Here is a 16044-nt window from a genome sequence, read left to right on the forward strand (position 1 = left end):
GTGACCATGGCCCCGCAGGCCACCCCCGCAAAAGACACCGCAGAATACCCCGCGCTGCGCGCTGCGCGCCGCGAGCGGCACCTGCAAATCCTCATGCCCTGCGCCGCGCTGCTCTGCGCGCTTGGGCTGTGGGAATTCCTCGTGCGCTATAACGAGATCCCGCACTACCTGATCCCGGCGCCCAGCCTCATCGCCAAGACGCTCTGGACCGACGGGCCTTCGCTGCTGTCGAGCGCATGGTTCACCGTGAAGCTGACGCTGCTGTCGCTAGGGCTCGCGATCATCGGGGGCGTGGCGCTGGGAATGATCTTTGCGCTCTCGCGCACCGTCGAGCGCAGCCTCTTTCCCTTCGCGGTGATCCTGCAGGTGACACCGGTGGTGGCCATCGCGCCGCTGATCCTGATCTATGTGGACAGCACCTTCGCGGCGCTGCTGATCTGCGCGTGGATCGTCGCCTTCTTTCCGATCCTGTCGAACACCGCCATCGGCATGCGCAGCGCCGACCACAACCTGCGCGACCTCTTTACCCTCTACGGTGCCAGCAAATGGCAGCGCCTGCGCTACCTGCTGATCCCCTCGGCGCTGCCCTATTTCATGGCCGCGCTGAAGATCGCCGGGGGCCTCGCGCTGATCGGCGCCGTGGTGGCCGAGTTCGTCGCGGGCACCGCCGGGCAGAACACGGGGCTGGCCTCGCGCATCCTCGAAAGCAGCTTCCGGGGCGAGATCCCCCGCATGTTCGCGGCGCTTTTCTTGGTGTCGATGCTGGGCATTGTGATCTTCCTCGCCACCTCGTGGCTCTCGCGCGCCGTGCTGGGTCACTGGCACGAGAGCGAGATCAAGCGGCAGGGTTGAGATGAGCGTGACCACGTTGAACGGCGTCGCGCTGCCCGGGCGCGAGGGGCAGTGGGACGTGACGCTGGAGGGCGCACGGATCACGGCGCTCGCCCCGTCCGAAGCGCAGGGGGGCGGGCTGCTGCTGCCCTGCTTTGCCGACGCGCATGTGCATCTCGACAAGACTTTCACCGTCGCCCGCGTGCCGAGCCGGCCGAAGTCGCTGCATGACGCCATCGAGCTGATGGCCGGGGACAAGCCAAACTGGACCGCCAGCGACCTGCGCCAGCGCGCCGCGCGCGGGCTGCGCCGCGCCTTCGCCAATGGCACCAAGGCAATGCGCAGCCACGTGGACTGGACCGAGGCGGAGATGCCCGAGGCGCTGCCGGTGCTGCGCGCACTGGCCGAGGAATGGCGCGGCAGCGTCGATCTGCAGCTTGCCACGCTGACCCCGCTGGATGCCTTTGCCGATCTTGGCGCGCGGATCGCGCAGGAGATCGCCGGGACCGGCGCCGTACTGGGTGCCTTCGTCTACCGCAACGACGACATCCCCGGAAAGCTGCGCGCGGTCTTCGATCTGGCCGAAAAGCACGACCTGCAGCTTGATTTCCACGTGGACGAGGGGCTGGACCCGGAAGCGCAGGGGCTCGACGCGATCCTGCACGAGACCGAAGCGCGGGGCATGGGGGGCCGGGTGCTGGTGGGCCATTGCTGTGCGCTTTCGGTTCGTTCCGAGGGCGAGGTCGCCGATCTACTGGGACGGGCAGGGCAGGCTGAGATGGCCCTTTGCACCCTGCCGACCACCAACGCCTTTTTGCAGGACGCCACCCCCGGTCGCACGCCGCGGCTGCGCGGGCTGGCGCCGGTGCATGAGGCGCGCGCTGCCGGGATGCCGGTGATGCTGGCTTCGGACAATGTGTGCGATCCGTTCTACCCGCAGGGCGACTACGACCTCTTCGACGTCTATCGGATGGCCGTGCTCGCCGGGCACCTCGACCCGGCAGGCTGGCTGTCCAGCGTCACCGAGACCCCGGCGCAGTGGCTCGGGCATGACGTTCAGATCAAGGCCAGTGCCCCCGCCGATTTCATCCATATCGCCGCCAGCAGCCTTGACGATGCGCTGAACCGCCCGCGCGCGGTCCGCACCGTCTGGCGCGATGGCGCCCCCATCCCCGAGACCTCCGGAGACCCCGCATGACCGATACGCAACTGGCCGAACCACAGGGCCGCCACGCCGAGGCGCTCGCCGCGCTGCGACAGGAACTCGACGGGCTGCGCTTTTATGACGACGAACGTGCGCTCGAAGCGAGGTCCAAGGATTACTTCTGGTACAGCCAGATCCTTGAAGCCGAACTGAAGGACAAGCGCGCCGAACTGGTGGTGATCCCGCAAACGCAGGACGAGGTGATCCGCGTCGCCGCTGCCGCCGCGCGCCACAAGGTGCCGGTCACCCTGCGCGGCGGCGGCACCGGCAACTACGGGCAATGCGTGCCGCTCGAAGGCGGGCTGGTTGTCGACCTCACGCGGCTGAACCGGATCCTTGAGATCACCCCCGGCCACGCCCATGTGGAGGCGGGCATCCGCATGTCCAAGCTCGACGATGCGGCGCGCGAGACCGGGCAGGAGCTGACCATGTATCCCTCGACCCGCAGCCTCGCCACCATCGGCGGCTTCATCGCGGGCGGCTCGGGCGGCATTGGCTCGCTGCGCCACGGGATGCTGCGGGATGAGGGCAACCTCACCTATCTCAAGGTGCTGACGCTCGAAGAAGAGCCGCAGGTGATCGAATTGCGCGGTGCGGACGTGCAGAAGGTGCACCACGCCTATGGCACCAACGGCATCGTGCTGGAGGTCGGCCTTGCGCTCACCCCCTCGACCGACTGGCTGCACACCGCCGCGCTCTTTGATGGCTACGACAAGGCATTGCGCTTTGCCACCGCTGCGCAGGAGGACGGGCTGGATTGCTACCTGCTGACCCCGGTGGAGCGCCGCTTTGCCCCCTACTATCGTAAGTTCGAGGGCTATTTCCCCGAAGATCGCGACGCCGTCTTCGCCATGGTCGCTCCCAGCGACATGGACCGTTTCCGCGCAAGGGCCGAGGCCGAGGGCGCCACGATCTCCTTTGCCATGAGCATGGAAGAGATTCACGCCAACCGCCTGCAGCCCGCTTATGAATGCGGCTGGAACCACACCACGCTGCAGGCGCTGAAGGTGGACAAGGGCTGGACCTACCTGCAGGTCGCCTATCCGCGGCCCTTCGACATCGATCTGGTGATGCGCCAGATGGCGCGCTACGGCGACGAGATGTTCTGGCACCACGAGATGGCGCGGCAGGACGGCGAGATCCAGATCTTCGCCCTGCCGCTGGTGCGCTTCCGCGGCAAGGACGCGATGTACGCGCTGATCGCAGAGCTGGAGGCCGACGGCTGCACGATCTTCGATCCGCATGTGGTCACCATCGAGGATGGCGGCATGAAAACCATCGACACGGCGCAGATCGACTTCAAGAAACGCGCCGATCCCTACGGGTTGATGAACCCGGGCAAGACCCGGGGCTGGCGCCCCGACATGGCGCGCAGCGCATAACAAGACCCACCAACAGGACCAAAACCATGACCAAACTCGGAATTTCGCTGACGGCACTCGCCGCATCGCTGGCCGCCTCCGCCGCTTTCGCCGGTGACAAGATTGTCTTCGGCACCAACTGGCTGGCACAGGGCGGCCACGGCGGTTTCTATCAGGCGCTGGCGGACGGCACCTACGAGAAATACGGCCTTGAGGTCGAGATCCGTCAGGGCGGCCCGCAGGTGAACAACCGCCCCATGCTGATCGCGGGCAAACTCGATTTCCTGATGGCGGGCAACCTGCTGCTGTCGTTCGACAACGTGCGCAATGGCATCCCCACCACGGTCGTCGCCGCGATCTTCCAGAAGGACCCGCAGGCGCTGATCGCCCATGAAGGTGCCTATGAGAGCTGGGAAGACCTCGCCAGCGCGCCCGAGATCCTGCTCAGCAAGGACGGCCAGTTCTCCTACTGGAAGTGGATGGTGCAGGACTTTGGCTTCCGCGACGAGCAGGTGCGCCCCTATGGCTATAATCTCGCGCAGTTCCTCGGCGACGAGAAGATGGTGCAGCAGGCCTATGCCACCGCCGAGCCGCTCTACGCCGCCGCTGAGGGCGCGGATGTGGCGACCTATCTGATGGCGGACTATGGCTGGAACACCTACGCCACCACCATCGAGACCCGCCAGCAAATGATCGACGAGAACCCGGACGTGGTGCAGCGCTTTGTCGATGCCTCGATCGAAGGCTGGTACACCTTCCTCTACGGCGATCACACCGCCGGGTACGAGGCGATCATCGAGGCCAACCCCGATCTGACCGTCGAGAAACTGGACACCGAAATGGCGCAGATGGCCAAGCTCGGCATCATCGACAGCGGCGACGCGCTGGATCTGGGCATTGGCGCGCTGACCGAGGCGCGGATCGCCAAATTCTACGAGACGGCGGTGAACAGCGGCATCCTCGAAGAGGGCTCGGTTGATCTGACCAAAGTGGCCAACACCTCCTTCGTCAACCAGCGCCACGGCATGGACATCAAAGCCGCCGCCGAAGGCAACTGACCGGCAGAGGGCGGCGTCATGCGTGTGCTGATCATTTTTGCCCATCCGGGCCGCGAAAGCTATGGCGCCGCCCTCTTTGCCACCGCGCGCGAGAGCCTGCTGCGCGCCGGGCATGAGGTCGAGGTGATCGACCTCTACGCCGAAGGCTTCGATCCGGTGCTCACCGCCGAGGATTGGGCCGACTACCTGAACGATACCGACCGGCTGGTCGCCAAACTGGACCGCCATGTCTCGGCCCTGCGCCGGGCCGAGGCGCTGGTGATGGTCTATCCGACGTGGATGTACGGCCCGCCTGCCATCCTCAAGGGCTGGATGGAGCGGGTCTGGCTGCCCGGCGTCGCCTTCGATGTGGCCAGTGCCACCAAGAAGCGCGCCACCGGCAAGCTGCAGAACATCCGCCATCTGGCGGTGATCACCACCTCGGGCTCTCCTTGGTGGTGGCTGCGGCTGATCCGCGATCCCGGACGCTCTATGCTGACGCGCGGCTACCGGGTGCTGTTTCATCCGCGTTGCCGGATCACGTGGTTGCAGCTACACGACATGAACCACCGCAAGCCCAAGGACCTGAAGGCCTTTCTGGCCAAGGTCGACCGCCGCCTGTCGCGGCTTAGAGGCGAAAAGAACAGGGGTAGGGGCGATGAATGCCGCAAGTCTGAAGCGTAAGGAGATCCACGGCGCGATCCGTGAGGCCGCGCTGCGCGAGTTTGCCGCCACCGGGCTGGCGGGCACCTCGACGCAGCAATTGGCCAAGGCCGCCGGGATCACCAAGGCGCAGCTGCATTACTACATCACCTCGAAAGAGGACCTCTACCGCGAGGTGCTCGAAGGGATCATCGCGCAGTGGCGCGACATCTTCTTCGTTGAGGGTGAGCAGGATGATCCCGCCGAGGTGATCACCGGCTATGTGCGCCGCAAGCTGAAGCTCTGCCTCGATCAGCCGGAGGGCTCGCGGCTCTTTGTGCAGGAACTGCTGCGCGGCGCGCCCGAAATGGAGGATCACTGGGCCGGGCTGCGCGCCTCGGTTGACGAAGCCTCGGGCGTGATTCGCCGCTGGATCGACGAGGGCCGGATGAAGCCGGTGGATCCGGTGCTTTTCATGATGAACATCTGGGCCGTCACCCAGCATTACGCCGACTATCAGTTGCAGAGCCGCCGCGTGCTCGACGTGCCCGATGAGGGCGCGCTGGAGTTCGAGCGCATCGCGGATGAGGCGGTGCAGCTGTTCCTGATGCGCGCCGGACTGGCCTGAGCGCCAAGGAGACCCCGATGAAATCCCTGACCCCCGACACCATCGCCGCACCCTTCGGCCACTACTCGCACGGCATCTCTGCCGGGCCCATCGCCGTCACCTCGGGCCAGCTTGCGCTGCGCCCCGATGGCTCGATCCCCGAAGGCGTCGAGGCGCAGGCCGACTATTGTTTTGACGCGTTGCGCGCGATCCTCGCCGAAGACGGGCTGAATTTCTCGGATGTGCTTAAGGTCTCGGCCTATGTCACCCGGCGCGAAGACATGAAGGGCTATATGGCCGCCCGCGACCGCGCCTGTGCGGACCTGAAAGTGAAGCCTGCCTCGACTCTGATGATCGTCTCCGGCTTCACCCGTCCGGAATTCCTTGTCGAGATTGAGGCGATTGCTTTGCGCAGCCCTTCTTCTTAAGGGCGAGTGCCGCCAGCATTTAAGGCAAAGTTAGACACTTTCGTGCAACAACCCTCTCGCGCCGGTGACGCTGTGGGCGCCGTTTGGCTGCCTGACGTTGCGAAATCACAGGCTGCGTGCCAGTGCTGCCGCAACGGTCGGGTACAGCGGCCGCGCTTCCGAATGAGAGGCAGTGTGTTGTGGCAAGTTACGAAATCAGCGCCTTTTCAGTAGGCGACTATTATTACCTTTCCGAAGATGGTGTGGCTGGTGCCGGCGTCACGCCCACTTGGGAACAGAGCCAGCGGGTCACCGTCGCGGTCACCGACGATGAGGATTACCTCAGCGGTGGCGGCGCCGCGCTCGACGGCAGCCAGCAGACCGCCACGGCCACCGACGCCGACGGCACGGTCCTCGCCACGGGCAAGCTCTACGTCAGCAGCGTCAACATCGTCTACGCGCCCGATGGCACCGCCATCAACGTCTATGAGCTGGCGATCGAAGGCTACGGCGTTGTCGGCTATGCCACCGACCAGCCGATCACGCCCGGCGTCACCTACACCTACGGCGGCGCGGGCACGCTGCCCGCCGAGGGTGTCGCCTATAGCGCGCTGGATCCGCAAGCCTACGAGCGCGACGACGCCAACACCATGGAAGGCGGGAATTTTTCGGAAACCCTCGATGGCGGGGCGGGCGACGACTCCATCGAAGGCGGCGGCGGCAACGACACGATCATCTATGGCGAGGGCGCCGACACCGTCTACGGTGGGGATGGCAACGACTACATCGACGATATTTCCGGCTCGCAATATTACGGCGCGAACGAGTTGCACGGCGGCGCGGGCGACGACCTGATCTACGGCGGCTACGGCAACGACACCATCTACGGCGACGCCGGCAACGATACGATCTACGCCGAGGGCGACAACGACTCGATCGAGGGCGGCGCGGGCGACGACTATATCGATGGCGGCGACGGCAACGATACGATCGACGCGGGCAGTGGCTCGAACACCGTCTATGGCGGCGCGGGCAACGATCGTATCGACGACGAAACCGGCCCGATCCTGACCGGCGGCAACGAGTTCCACGGCGGCGACGGCGACGACACGATCTTCTCGGGCGACAGCGCGGACACGGTCTATGGCGACGCCGGGGCCGACCAGCTCAACGCCGAGGGCGGCGACGACAGCATCTGGGGCGGCAGCGGCAACGACACGGTCACCGCCGGGTCGGGCAATGACACGGTCTATGGCGACGCCGACAACGACAGCATCTCCGGCGGCACGGGTGCTGACGAGCTCTGGGGCGGGACCGGCGACGACTCGCTCCAAGGCAACGGCGGCACCGATCTTATCTACGGCGAAGATGGTGCCGACACACTCGATGGCGGCCTTGGCAGCGACACGCTCTGGGGTGGCACCGGGGCCGACACCATCTGGGGCGCGGACGGCAACGACTACCTGCTCGGCGAGGACGGCAACGACTCGATGGACGGCGCCGCTGGCGACGACCTGCTCTGGGGCGGCGCCGGCGACGACTGGCTGTGGGGCAGCACCGGCTCGGACCGTTTCTATTTCACCGACACCGAAGACTTCGACATGGTCTACGGCGGTGAGGACAGCGACGACAGCGATACAGACGCGCTCGACTTCAGCTATGCGACGGACCCGGTCTCGGTCACCTTCGACGGCTGGGAGTTCGGCAGCTACGAGGTGGGTGCCGCTGGCTCCACCGGCCAGTTCTGGGAAATCGAGCAGGTTGTCGGCGGGTCCGGCAGCGACACGATCGACGCCTCGGCCAGCGACGCCGACGCGGAGCTTTATGGTCTCGCGGGCGACGACAGCCTCACCGGTGGCAGCGGCGCGGATTCGATCAGCGGCGGAGATGGCAGCGACACGATCACCGGCGGCGAGGGCGATGACACGCTGACCGGCGGCGCGGGCAGCGACAGTTTCACCCTGACCACCGACGGCGGCGCCGACACGATCACCGACTTCGACATGACGCTGGACGGTGACAATCGCACCATCGACCAGCTCAACACCAGCGGGCTTCTCGACGACGCGGGCGAGACGGTCAACACATGGGATGTCGTGGTCAGCGACGACGGCTCGGGCAATGCCGTACTGACCTTCCCGACCGGCGAGAGCGTTGTGCTGATGGGGGTTTCCCCGGCAAGCGTCACCGCCGATCAGACGCTTTATGCCATGGGGGTGCCCTGTCTGGTGGCGGGCACACCGATTGCGACACCGGGCGGCTGGACCCCGGTCGAGGATCTGCAGTCCGGCGATCTGGTGATGACCGAAAGCGGCGCGCAACCGATCCTCTGGGCCGGGGCGCGCAGCGTGACCGGCGATGAGATCGAGGCCGACCCGATGCTTGCCCCGGTGGTGATCCAGCCCGGCGCGCTTGGCAATGCTGCCGAGCTGCGCCTGTCGCGCCAGCATTGCATCGCGGTCACCGACCCCGCCAGCGGCCAGCCCGCGCTGGCCCGCGCCGGGCATCTGGCGCAGCGCCGCGGCAGCCGCCTGCGGCTTGCGCGTGGGGTGCGCGGGGTCAGCTACCACCATCTGCTGCTGCCCAGCCACGCGCTGCTGAATGCAGGCGGTCTGCTGGTCGAAAGCCTCTGGCCCGGTCCCACGGCGCTGCGCGCGCTCGGCCCCAAGGCACAGCTTGAACTCGCCTCGGTCAAACCCGAGCTCGCGCCTGCCATCTGGGGCCTCGAGCCGGTGAGCGCCCTCTATGGTCCCGCCGTGCTGCCGGTGTTGCCCGGCGCCGATATGCGCAGCGGCGACGGCCCGCTGCTGCCGTTGCTGCCCGGGCCGGACTATGGCCTACCACGGCGCGCGAAGGCTTAAAGAAAATTAACCATAAGACAGATTACACGGGTCGTCCCGCAGCCCAGGGCACGCTCACGCTGTGACAGGAGTTGCGTGCCAGCCTTCGGCCCGCTTGCGCCAGAAGCGCGTGCGCAGGCGCTCGGTGATCTCGCCCGGCGCATCATTGCCAAGAGCGCGCCCGTCTATGCGCCGCGCACCCCAGACCCCTCCCGCTGTCGTCGCGCAGAAGATCTCATCGGCGCCGCGGAACTCCTCGGCGGGGATATCGCGCACCTCGAAGGGCAGCCTCAGATCCTCGCACAGCTCGAGCACCGAGCGGCGGGTGATCCCTTCGAGCGCGCCGCTGCGCGGGCTCAGCACCTTGCCTTGGACAACGCAGAAGACGTTGAACCCCGGCCCCTCGGTCACATGACCCGCGCCGTCGAGAAGGATCGGGAAATCGGCTCCCGCGGCTTCGGCCTCGAACAGGCCGTCGGTCAGGTCTCCCCAGTGGAAATTCTTCACCCGCGGATCGAAGCTCTCCGCCGGGATGCGCCGGACCTCGGGGATCATCAGGCTGACCCCCTTGCGCTGTTGCTCAAGGCTGGCGACCCAGACCCATGGCAGCGCCTGACACAGCAGCCACGGGCGCGCCGACGAGGGAATGCGCGGCGCACCGGGCGCGGGCGTGCCGCGCAGGCAATCCATCGACACATAGGCCGATCGCAGGCCAGAGCGGCGCACGGTCTCGATCAGGATCTCGCGGATCTCAGCGTCGCTCTCCCGTGGCTGCATGCGCAGCCGGGTCATCGAGGCCCGGAACCGCGCGATATGATCGTCGAGCCGGAAAAAGCAGCCATCCCAGACCCCAACCACGTCATAGGTGACATCCGAGCGCCGGTAGCCCCAGTCGCCCGCCGGGATCCGCGCCTCGGCAGCGGGCATGAAGGTGCCGTCGAGATAGGCGGCGCCCTTAGGCCACTGCGCGTCCTCGCGGGGCGGTGCAGGCTGCAGGTCGAGATGCGTGTCCATGTTCGGTGTCTCCTTCGGCGCTTGGCCGGACTGGGGATCAGCTGCCTTCGCTGAGCTGATCGAAATGCTGCAGGAAGCTGGAGGTGCCATTGGCGATGTCCGTCTGGATCTGCAGCTCGGCGGCGGCGCCGTCCCCCGCGGCCAATGCGGCCAGCACGGCTTCATGCACCTCGGCCCCGAAATAACGCCGCTCCGAGAGGTCGTAGAAAACGTTCAGCATCGGCCCCATGGCCACCCACAGCTGCTCGATATGGCCGATGAGCAGCGGCATCCGCGACAGCTTGTAGACACCGGCATGGAAGCGTCGGTTGAGCAATGCCGCCTCGGCGGCCTGACCGGGCGCATCCGAAGCGGCGTAGCGGTCCTGTATTTCGCGCAACTCCATCAGATCAGCGGCGGTGCAGGCGCTTGCCGCCATACGCGCGGCGAGCCCCTCAAGCTCGATGCGCATGGCGCGCACTTCGAGGTAGCGGTCCCGATCCATCCCCGGCACATGCAGGAACCGCCCCGAGCGCAATTCCAGCCCGCCCTCGCTGACCAGCCGCATCGCCGCCTCGCGGGCCGGAGTGATCGACGTGCCGAAGTGATTGGCCAGATCCTGCAGGATGAGGCGCTGGCCCGGGTGAAACGCGCCGTCGATCAGCCCCTGCCGCATGGCCTCATAGGCGCGGGCCGAAAGGCTCCCCGAGGCAATGGGCTTCATACCCGCCCCGCTGGCTGTGGAGAGGTCCCGCGTCTCAGACATTCTGCGCGCTTTTGCCCAGCGTCTGCAGAAGCGCATCGTCGGACAGGGCGGCATCCAGCGCGGTCACCAGTTCCTCGACGTTCTGCGACGAGAACGGCAGCGGCGGACGGATTTTCAGCGCCTCGCTATGGGCACCGCAACTGCCAAGAAGGATGCCGCGACGGCGCATCTCATTGGTCAGCCACGTGATCCCCTGCCCCGCCGCCTCGGGCGTGCCGCGCAGTTCGAGCGCCGCGTAGAGCCCGGTGCCGCGGACGTCGGCGACAGCCTCGGGATGCCGGGCCGCCAGATCCCGCAGCCCGCTCAGCAGCCGCGCGCCAGTTTGGGCTGCGTTCTGCATCAGCGCCTCTTCCTCGATCACGTCGAGCACCGCAAGACCCACCGCCGCAGAGACGGGATTGCCGCCGAATGTGTTGAAATACCGCGTCTTCTTGCCAAATTCTGCCAGCAGATCGGGGCGGGTGACCATGGCGGCGATCGGATGCCCCGCGCCCAGTGGTTTGCCCAGCGTGACGATATCGGGCCGCACGCCGTGGCGCTCGTAGGCCCACATGTGGCTGCCGATGCGGCCGAGCCCGGCCTGCACTTCGTCGGCGATCCACAGCCCGCCCGCGGCCCTGATCTCGGCAACCGCCCCGGCGATGCAGCCCGGCTGGTCGAGCCGCAGCCCATCCGACGCGAACGCCGTGTCGAACAGCAGAGCGCCCGCCTGAATGCCCGCCTCTTCGAGCGAGGCGATCGCCGCGCGCACATCCGCGGCAAAGCGCGTGCCCCCGTCTGCGCCGCTCGGCGGTGCGACGGTGCGCACATGCGCGCCAAGCGGGTTGTGCGCCCCCAGCGAGGGCGACATCTCGGCCAGCGCCAGCGTCACGCCGTGATAGGCGTTCGAGGTCACGATGATGCCGCTGCGCCCGGTCACCGCCCGCACCAGACGCAGCGCCAGATCGTTTGCCTCGCTGCCGGTGCAGGTGAACATGACCTGCGACAGCGCAGGATCGAAGAGCCCGGTGAGCCGCTCGCCATAGGTCACCACCGCCTCGTGCATGTAGCGCGTGTGGGTGTTGAGGATCTCTGCCTGCCGTGCCAGCGCCTCGGTCACGCGCGGGTGGCAATGGCCCACGGATGGCACGTTGTTGTAGGCGTCGAGATAGCGCCGCCCCTCGGCGTCCCAAAGCTCGACGCCCCGCCCCCGCACCGGATAGAGCGGCGCGTCATAGAAATGCCGGTAGGCGGGCCCCAGCGTGCGCGCGCGGCGGGTGGCGAGATCGGTCATGTCAGACCCCTTTCAGATCGGAACGGGAGAAGCGCAGCGGCGGATGGATCGGCCCGGATCGCGGCGGCAACAGCGGCTCGGCCAGCGCCTGCGCCGCCTCGAAATGGCGTAGAAGATAGGCACGGTTGGCCGGGAAAAGCGTGCTGCGCCACAGCGGGATGACCAGCCGCAACAGCAGCCGCGACAGCAGCGCATCCGGCAGCGCCGCCAGTTCGTCATCGCCGAGGCGGCGGTGCTCTTCATAGCCCGCGACAAAGCAGGCAAGCTGCGGCGCCAAGGGCGCTGCGGGGCGGATGAAATAGCTGGCGGCAATGGCGATATCGTTGATCAGCGGAGCCTCGACCAGATCGCCGAAGTCGAAGATCGCGGTCAGCCGCAGCGGGTCGGCGGGATCGACCAGCATGTTGCTTGGGCTCAGGTCATTGTGGATGATCGCGCTCGGCAGCGCCGCCAGCGCGTCCATCCGGCCTTCGAGGTGATCCATGGCTCGCTGCACGCGCAGCCGCAGGTCCGCATCCGCGATCAGCGCCGAAAGCTCGCGCAGCCTCAGCACGTTCATCTGGTCCCACAGCAGGACGCGCCGCGCCGCCGGATGCCGCAGCCCTGAAAGACCCGATTGCAGCGCCCCGATGCTGCGCCCGATCATCCGCATCTGCGCCTCGCTGCCATCCGGCTGCGGCGCGGTGCCCGTCATCATGTCGATCAGCGCGGCAAAGAGCGGGGTGCCTCCAACATGCTGAACCGGATGTTCCTGCGCACCCGCCAAGGTCGGGTGCAGCGCAGGGGTCGGCACCGGGCTGTGCTGGGTCAGATGCCGCATGGCGCAATGCTGCAGCTGCCGGATGTCCTCGCCGTCTTCGGGGCTGAAGACCTTGAGCACATAGCGCGCGCCCTGCTCTGTCTCGACCAACGTGTTGCTGTCCCGCTCTCCCCCAAGGTCGGTGAGCCGCCCGTCGAGGCCCCAGCCCTCAAAGAGGATGCCCGCAAGCTGTGTGAGGGGGAGCGAGGGCTTCGGCGTCGAGAATCCGACAGCGGCCGCACGCAGGAGCGGATTCTCAAACTCAAAGAGAGCGGTCTGCAGCGCGTCGATCGCCATGTAAGCCTCGCTTTTCCCGAAATTTATATTTTATAAATTGAGAGTGCGCAAGGCGGCGATATAGGCCGGAATGGCCGCGCCGCGCAGCGAAGAATGCGACTGCACAAAAGGCATGCACGCAAGCACACGCTTCGCGAAGCGATTGATTTCTAAGGGGCATCTGGAGGAGTGAGTGTGGCGGCGACCCTAGGGAGGAGGAGAAGGGTCGCCGCCGATTTCCGAGGCTCAGGGAGGAGGAGAGAGCCTCTAGAAAACTCTATCGTCGCAGCGTGGCGTCGATGGATCAAAGATGCCATTCGAAGCGCTTCGGAACAACTTCCGAAAGGGAAGACCCGCCCTGCCTCCAGCGCATAGCTTGCTATGTCACCCCTCCAAGGGCCGGAACGACACCTGCCCGAGCAGCCACTCGGAAAACGCTGCGGCCTTGTCGGCCCGCCCCTCAGGCGTGACGATATACCAAGCCAGATCAGTGCCATGCGGCACATCGAGCGCCACGGTCAGCTCGCCGCGCGCAAGCTCTGCCTCGATCAGGTAGCGCGGCAGCAGCGCAAAGCCCAGACCGGCCTTCACTGCCTCGATGCTCAGCGCGAATTCGTCGAACCAATGCCCGCCTTGGGCATCGGGCAGCGCCATGCCCTGCCGGGCGAACCAATCGCCCCACATGGTGGCGCGCGGCGTGATGTGCAGCCGGGGCTGCGCCAGCAGATCCTCCGGTGCCGTGATCGCCACCTCGCGCAGCGCCCCGCCAGCCACCGGCAGGACGATTTCGCTGCAGAGATAGCGACATTGCCCGCCGGGCCAGAGCGGTTGCCCGAAATGCAGCGCAAGATCACATTGCCGGCTGTCGAGGTCGAAAACACCGGTGCTGGTGCCCACGTCCATGCGCAGCTGCGGATGCGCCGCCAGAAACTCCGGCAGCCGCGGCATCAGCCAGCGCGTCGCGAAGGTCGGCGGGGCGTTGACCGCCAGCAGGCTCTCGCCCTGCGCCCCGGCGGTGGCATGGCGCATGGTGCTTTCGGCCATGCGCAAAAGCCGCTGCACCTCTGGCAGCAATTCGCTGCCCGCCCGCGTCAGCACCACCCGGCCCCGCAGCCGCTCGAACAGCGGCTTGCCGATCTGCTCTTCTAGCTCGCGCACATGGCGGCTCACCGCGCTCTGGGTCAGCGCCAGTTCCTCGCCAGCGCGGGTGAAATTGCCGTGCCGCGCGGCAAGCTCGAAGGTCTGCAGCACCTTCATGTCTGGAAGCAGGCGTCTTTGCAGGGGCACGGTGGGTCCTCTTGTCATGCTGCGGCGCACGATAGGCCCCGCCCCGGCCAAGGACCATGCCAAACCCGCATGAGGTCAGCCGGACTTGGCGTTATGGGTGCATGGCCCTGCGCTGATATCCTGCCCGCAAGCAACGACCGCAGATAACCCAAGCGTCCGATACCCAAGCGAAGGAGCCCCCCGATGCTGAGCAAACCGCTTCCCGTCCTCACCGCCGAAACCCTTGAGCGCTGCGGCGTCACCGCCGCGCTGGATGCCGCAGATGGACTGCAGATCGTCTCTCCGGTGACCGGCGAGAGCGTCGCGCAGCTCGCGCCTCAGTCCGCCGAGGACGCCGCCGCCGCGATCGACACCGCGCGCGCCGCCTTCCGCAGCTGGCGCATGGTGCCCGCGCCGCGCCGGGGCGAGCTGGTGCGCCTCTTCGCCGAGGAACTGCGCAAATCAAAGGACGAGCTTGCCCGCATGGTCTCGATCGAGGCCGGCAAATCGCCCTCCGAAGGGCTTGGCGAGGTGCAGGAGATGATCGACATCTGCGATTTCGCCGTCGGCCTCTCCCGCCAGCTTTACGGGCTGACCATCGCCACCGAGCGCCCCGGCCACCGGATGATGGAAACATGGCACCCGCTGGGCGTGGTGGGCATCATCACCGCCTTCAACTTCCCCTGTGCGCCGTGGTGCTGGAACGCCGCGCTGGCGCTGGTCTGCGGCGATCCGGTGATCTGGAAACCCTCCGAGAAGACCCCGCTCACCGCGCTCGCCTGCCAAGCGGTGCTCGACCGCGCCATCGCCCGTTTCGGCGACGCCCCCGAAGGGCTGAGCCAAGTGCTGGTCGGCGGCCCCGAACTGGGCGAGACGCTGGTGGAGAGCGAGAAAGTCGCGCTGATCTCGGCCACCGGATCGACTCGCATGGGCCGCATCGTCGGCCCGAAAGTGGCGGCGCGTTTCGGCAAATGCATCCTCGAATTGGGCGGCAACAACGCCGGAATCGTCTGCCCCTCCGCCGATATGGATATGGCCCTGCGCGCCATCGCCTTCGGCGCCATGGGCACGGCGGGCCAGCGCTGCACCACCATGCGCCGCCTTTTCGTGCATGAGAGCGTCTACGATCAACTGGTGCCCGCGCTGCGCCGCGCCTATGCCAGCGTCACCGTCGGCAACCCGCTGCAGACCGACGCGCTGGTCGGCCCGCTGATCGACGGCGCCGCCTTCGACGGCATGCAGACGGCCCTGATAGAAGCGGCAGACCTCGGCGGCACCGTCCATGGCGGCCAACGCGAGGCGGTCGAGGGCGAGGCGGCTTATTACGTCAAACCCGCGCTGGTGGAGATGCCCGCGCAAACCGGCCCGGTGCTGCGCGAGACCTTCGCCCCGATCCTCTACGTGATGAAATACAGCGACTTCGACGAGGTGCTGGAACTGCACAACGACGTCGGCGGCGGGCTCAGCTCGTCGATCTTCACCACCGACCTGCGCGAGATGGAGAGCTTCCTGTCGGCGCGCGGTTCCGACTGCGGCATCGCGAATGTCAACATCGGCACCTCGGGGGCTGAAATCGGCGGAGCTTTCGGCGGTGAAAAAGAGACCGGCGGCGGACGCGAGAGCGGCTCTGACGCATGGCGCGCCTATATGCGGCGGGCGACCAACACCATCAACTACTCCAGCGAGCTGCCGCTGGCGCAGGGCGTGGTGTTCGACATCGAGTGACAGAAGGGCGGGTGGCC

General features: G+C 66.8%; 14 protein-coding genes. 9 read left to right on the forward strand and 5 right to left on the reverse strand.

Annotation, left to right across the window (positions count from 1 at the left end; translation table 11 throughout):
• Nucleotides 1-6: 6 nt before the first annotated feature.
• The 8 genes from AYJ57_RS22210 to AYJ57_RS22245 all read left to right on the forward strand — a co-directional run bounded on the left by AYJ57_RS22210 (nt 7) and on the right by AYJ57_RS22245 (nt 8950).
• The gene (locus AYJ57_RS22210) at nt 7-852 is read left to right on the forward strand and encodes an ABC transporter permease (protein ID WP_066111481.1); all 846 of its coding nucleotides are present in this window, start codon (nt 7-9) and stop codon (nt 850-852) included.
• A gap of 1 nt (nt 853) precedes the next feature.
• Complete coding sequence (locus AYJ57_RS22215) at nt 854-2029, forward strand: amidohydrolase family protein (protein WP_066111186.1); 1176 nt, start codon at nt 854-856, stop codon at nt 2027-2029.
• Nucleotides 2026-3417, forward strand: coding sequence for an FAD-binding oxidoreductase (locus AYJ57_RS22220; RefSeq protein WP_066111188.1), 1392 nt, complete (start codon nt 2026-2028; stop codon nt 3415-3417). The genes AYJ57_RS22215 and AYJ57_RS22220 overlap by 4 nt, the downstream gene beginning before the upstream one ends.
• A 26-nt stretch (nt 3418-3443) precedes the next feature.
• Entirely contained in the window at nt 3444-4454 is a 1011-nt protein-coding gene (locus AYJ57_RS22225) for an ABC transporter substrate-binding protein (RefSeq protein WP_066111190.1), read from the forward strand.
• Nucleotides 4455-4472: 18 nt separating this feature from the next.
• Nucleotides 4473-5117, forward strand: coding sequence for an NAD(P)H-dependent oxidoreductase (locus AYJ57_RS22230; protein ID WP_066111192.1), 645 nt, complete (start codon nt 4473-4475; stop codon nt 5115-5117).
• The gene (locus tag AYJ57_RS22235; RefSeq protein ID WP_066111194.1) at nt 5092-5703 is read left to right on the forward strand and encodes a TetR family transcriptional regulator C-terminal domain-containing protein; all 612 of its coding nucleotides are present in this window, start codon (nt 5092-5094) and stop codon (nt 5701-5703) included. The genes AYJ57_RS22230 and AYJ57_RS22235 overlap by 26 nt, the downstream gene beginning before the upstream one ends.
• 17 nt (nt 5704-5720) lie before the next feature.
• Nucleotides 5721-6110 carry a RidA family protein gene (locus tag AYJ57_RS22240; protein ID WP_066111196.1) on the forward strand — a complete coding sequence of 130 codons (390 nt, stop codon included), beginning with the start codon at nt 5721-5723 and terminating at the stop codon, nt 6108-6110.
• Nucleotides 6111-6289: 179 nt separating this feature from the next.
• Entirely contained in the window at nt 6290-8950 is a 2661-nt protein-coding gene (locus tag AYJ57_RS22245; protein WP_066111198.1) for a Hint domain-containing protein, read from the forward strand.
• Nucleotides 8951-9004: 54 nt separating this feature from the next.
• Here the strand turns inward: AYJ57_RS22245 and AYJ57_RS22250 are convergent, their stop codons facing one another.
• The 5 genes from AYJ57_RS22250 to AYJ57_RS22270 all read right to left on the reverse strand — a co-directional run bounded on the left by AYJ57_RS22250 (nt 9005) and on the right by AYJ57_RS22270 (nt 14323).
• Complete coding sequence (locus tag AYJ57_RS22250) at nt 9005-9943, reverse strand: aminotransferase class IV (protein ID WP_066111200.1); 939 nt, start codon at nt 9941-9943, stop codon at nt 9005-9007.
• A 37-nt stretch (nt 9944-9980) separates the two neighbouring features.
• Nucleotides 9981-10688 (reverse strand): GntR family transcriptional regulator, encoded by a 708-nt coding sequence (locus tag AYJ57_RS22255; RefSeq protein ID WP_083191469.1) that lies wholly within the window; start codon nt 10686-10688, stop codon nt 9981-9983.
• Nucleotides 10681-11961: an aspartate aminotransferase family protein gene (locus AYJ57_RS22260; RefSeq protein ID WP_066111204.1), complete on the reverse strand. Its 1281-nt coding sequence runs from the start codon at nt 11959-11961 to the stop codon at nt 10681-10683. Before AYJ57_RS22260 ends, AYJ57_RS22255 begins: the two co-directional genes overlap by 8 nt.
• 1 nt (nt 11962) lies before the next feature.
• On the reverse strand, nt 11963-13057 hold the full coding sequence (locus AYJ57_RS22265; RefSeq protein WP_066111206.1) for a phosphotransferase: 1095 nt from the start codon (nt 13055-13057) through the stop codon (nt 11963-11965).
• A 363-nt stretch (nt 13058-13420) separates the two neighbouring features.
• On the reverse strand, nt 13421-14323 hold the full coding sequence (locus AYJ57_RS22270; RefSeq protein WP_157374374.1) for a LysR family transcriptional regulator: 903 nt from the start codon (nt 14321-14323) through the stop codon (nt 13421-13423).
• A 183-nt stretch (nt 14324-14506) separates the two neighbouring features.
• On the opposite strand from AYJ57_RS22270, the gene amaB reads away from it, so the two are divergent.
• Complete coding sequence (gene amaB, locus AYJ57_RS22275) at nt 14507-16027, forward strand: L-piperidine-6-carboxylate dehydrogenase (protein ID WP_066111208.1); 1521 nt, start codon at nt 14507-14509, stop codon at nt 16025-16027.
• The last annotated feature ends 17 nt before the right edge of the window (nt 16028-16044 follow it).

The organism is Salipiger sp. CCB-MM3, from assembly GCF_001687105.1.
Classification (GTDB): Bacteria; Pseudomonadota; Alphaproteobacteria; order Rhodobacterales; family Rhodobacteraceae; genus Salipiger.

Coding starts and splice junctions, on each gene's coding strand:
- AYJ57_RS22210 (WP_066111481.1), top strand. CDS start 7: ATGGCCCCGCAGGCCACCCCCGCAAAAGACACCGCAGAATACCCCGCG.
- AYJ57_RS22215 (WP_066111186.1), top strand. CDS start 854: ATGAGCGTGACCACGTTGAACGGCGTCGCGCTGCCCGGGCGCGAGGGG.
- AYJ57_RS22220 (WP_066111188.1), top strand. CDS start 2,026: ATGACCGATACGCAACTGGCCGAACCACAGGGCCGCCACGCCGAGGCG.
- AYJ57_RS22225 (WP_066111190.1), top strand. CDS start 3,444: ATGACCAAACTCGGAATTTCGCTGACGGCACTCGCCGCATCGCTGGCC.
- AYJ57_RS22230 (WP_066111192.1), top strand. CDS start 4,473: ATGCGTGTGCTGATCATTTTTGCCCATCCGGGCCGCGAAAGCTATGGC.
- AYJ57_RS22235 (WP_066111194.1), top strand. CDS start 5,092: ATGAATGCCGCAAGTCTGAAGCGTAAGGAGATCCACGGCGCGATCCGT.
- AYJ57_RS22240 (WP_066111196.1), top strand. CDS start 5,721: ATGAAATCCCTGACCCCCGACACCATCGCCGCACCCTTCGGCCACTAC.
- AYJ57_RS22250 (WP_066111200.1), bottom strand. CDS start 9,943: ATGGACACGCATCTCGACCTGCAGCCTGCACCGCCCCGCGAGGACGCG.
- AYJ57_RS22255 (WP_083191469.1), bottom strand. CDS start 10,688: ATGTCTGAGACGCGGGACCTCTCCACAGCCAGCGGGGCGGGTATGAAG.
- AYJ57_RS22260 (WP_066111204.1), bottom strand. CDS start 11,961: ATGACCGATCTCGCCACCCGCCGCGCGCGCACGCTGGGGCCCGCCTAC.
- AYJ57_RS22265 (WP_066111206.1), bottom strand. CDS start 13,057: ATGGCGATCGACGCGCTGCAGACCGCTCTCTTTGAGTTTGAGAATCCG.
- amaB (WP_066111208.1), top strand. CDS start 14,507: ATGCTGAGCAAACCGCTTCCCGTCCTCACCGCCGAAACCCTTGAGCGC.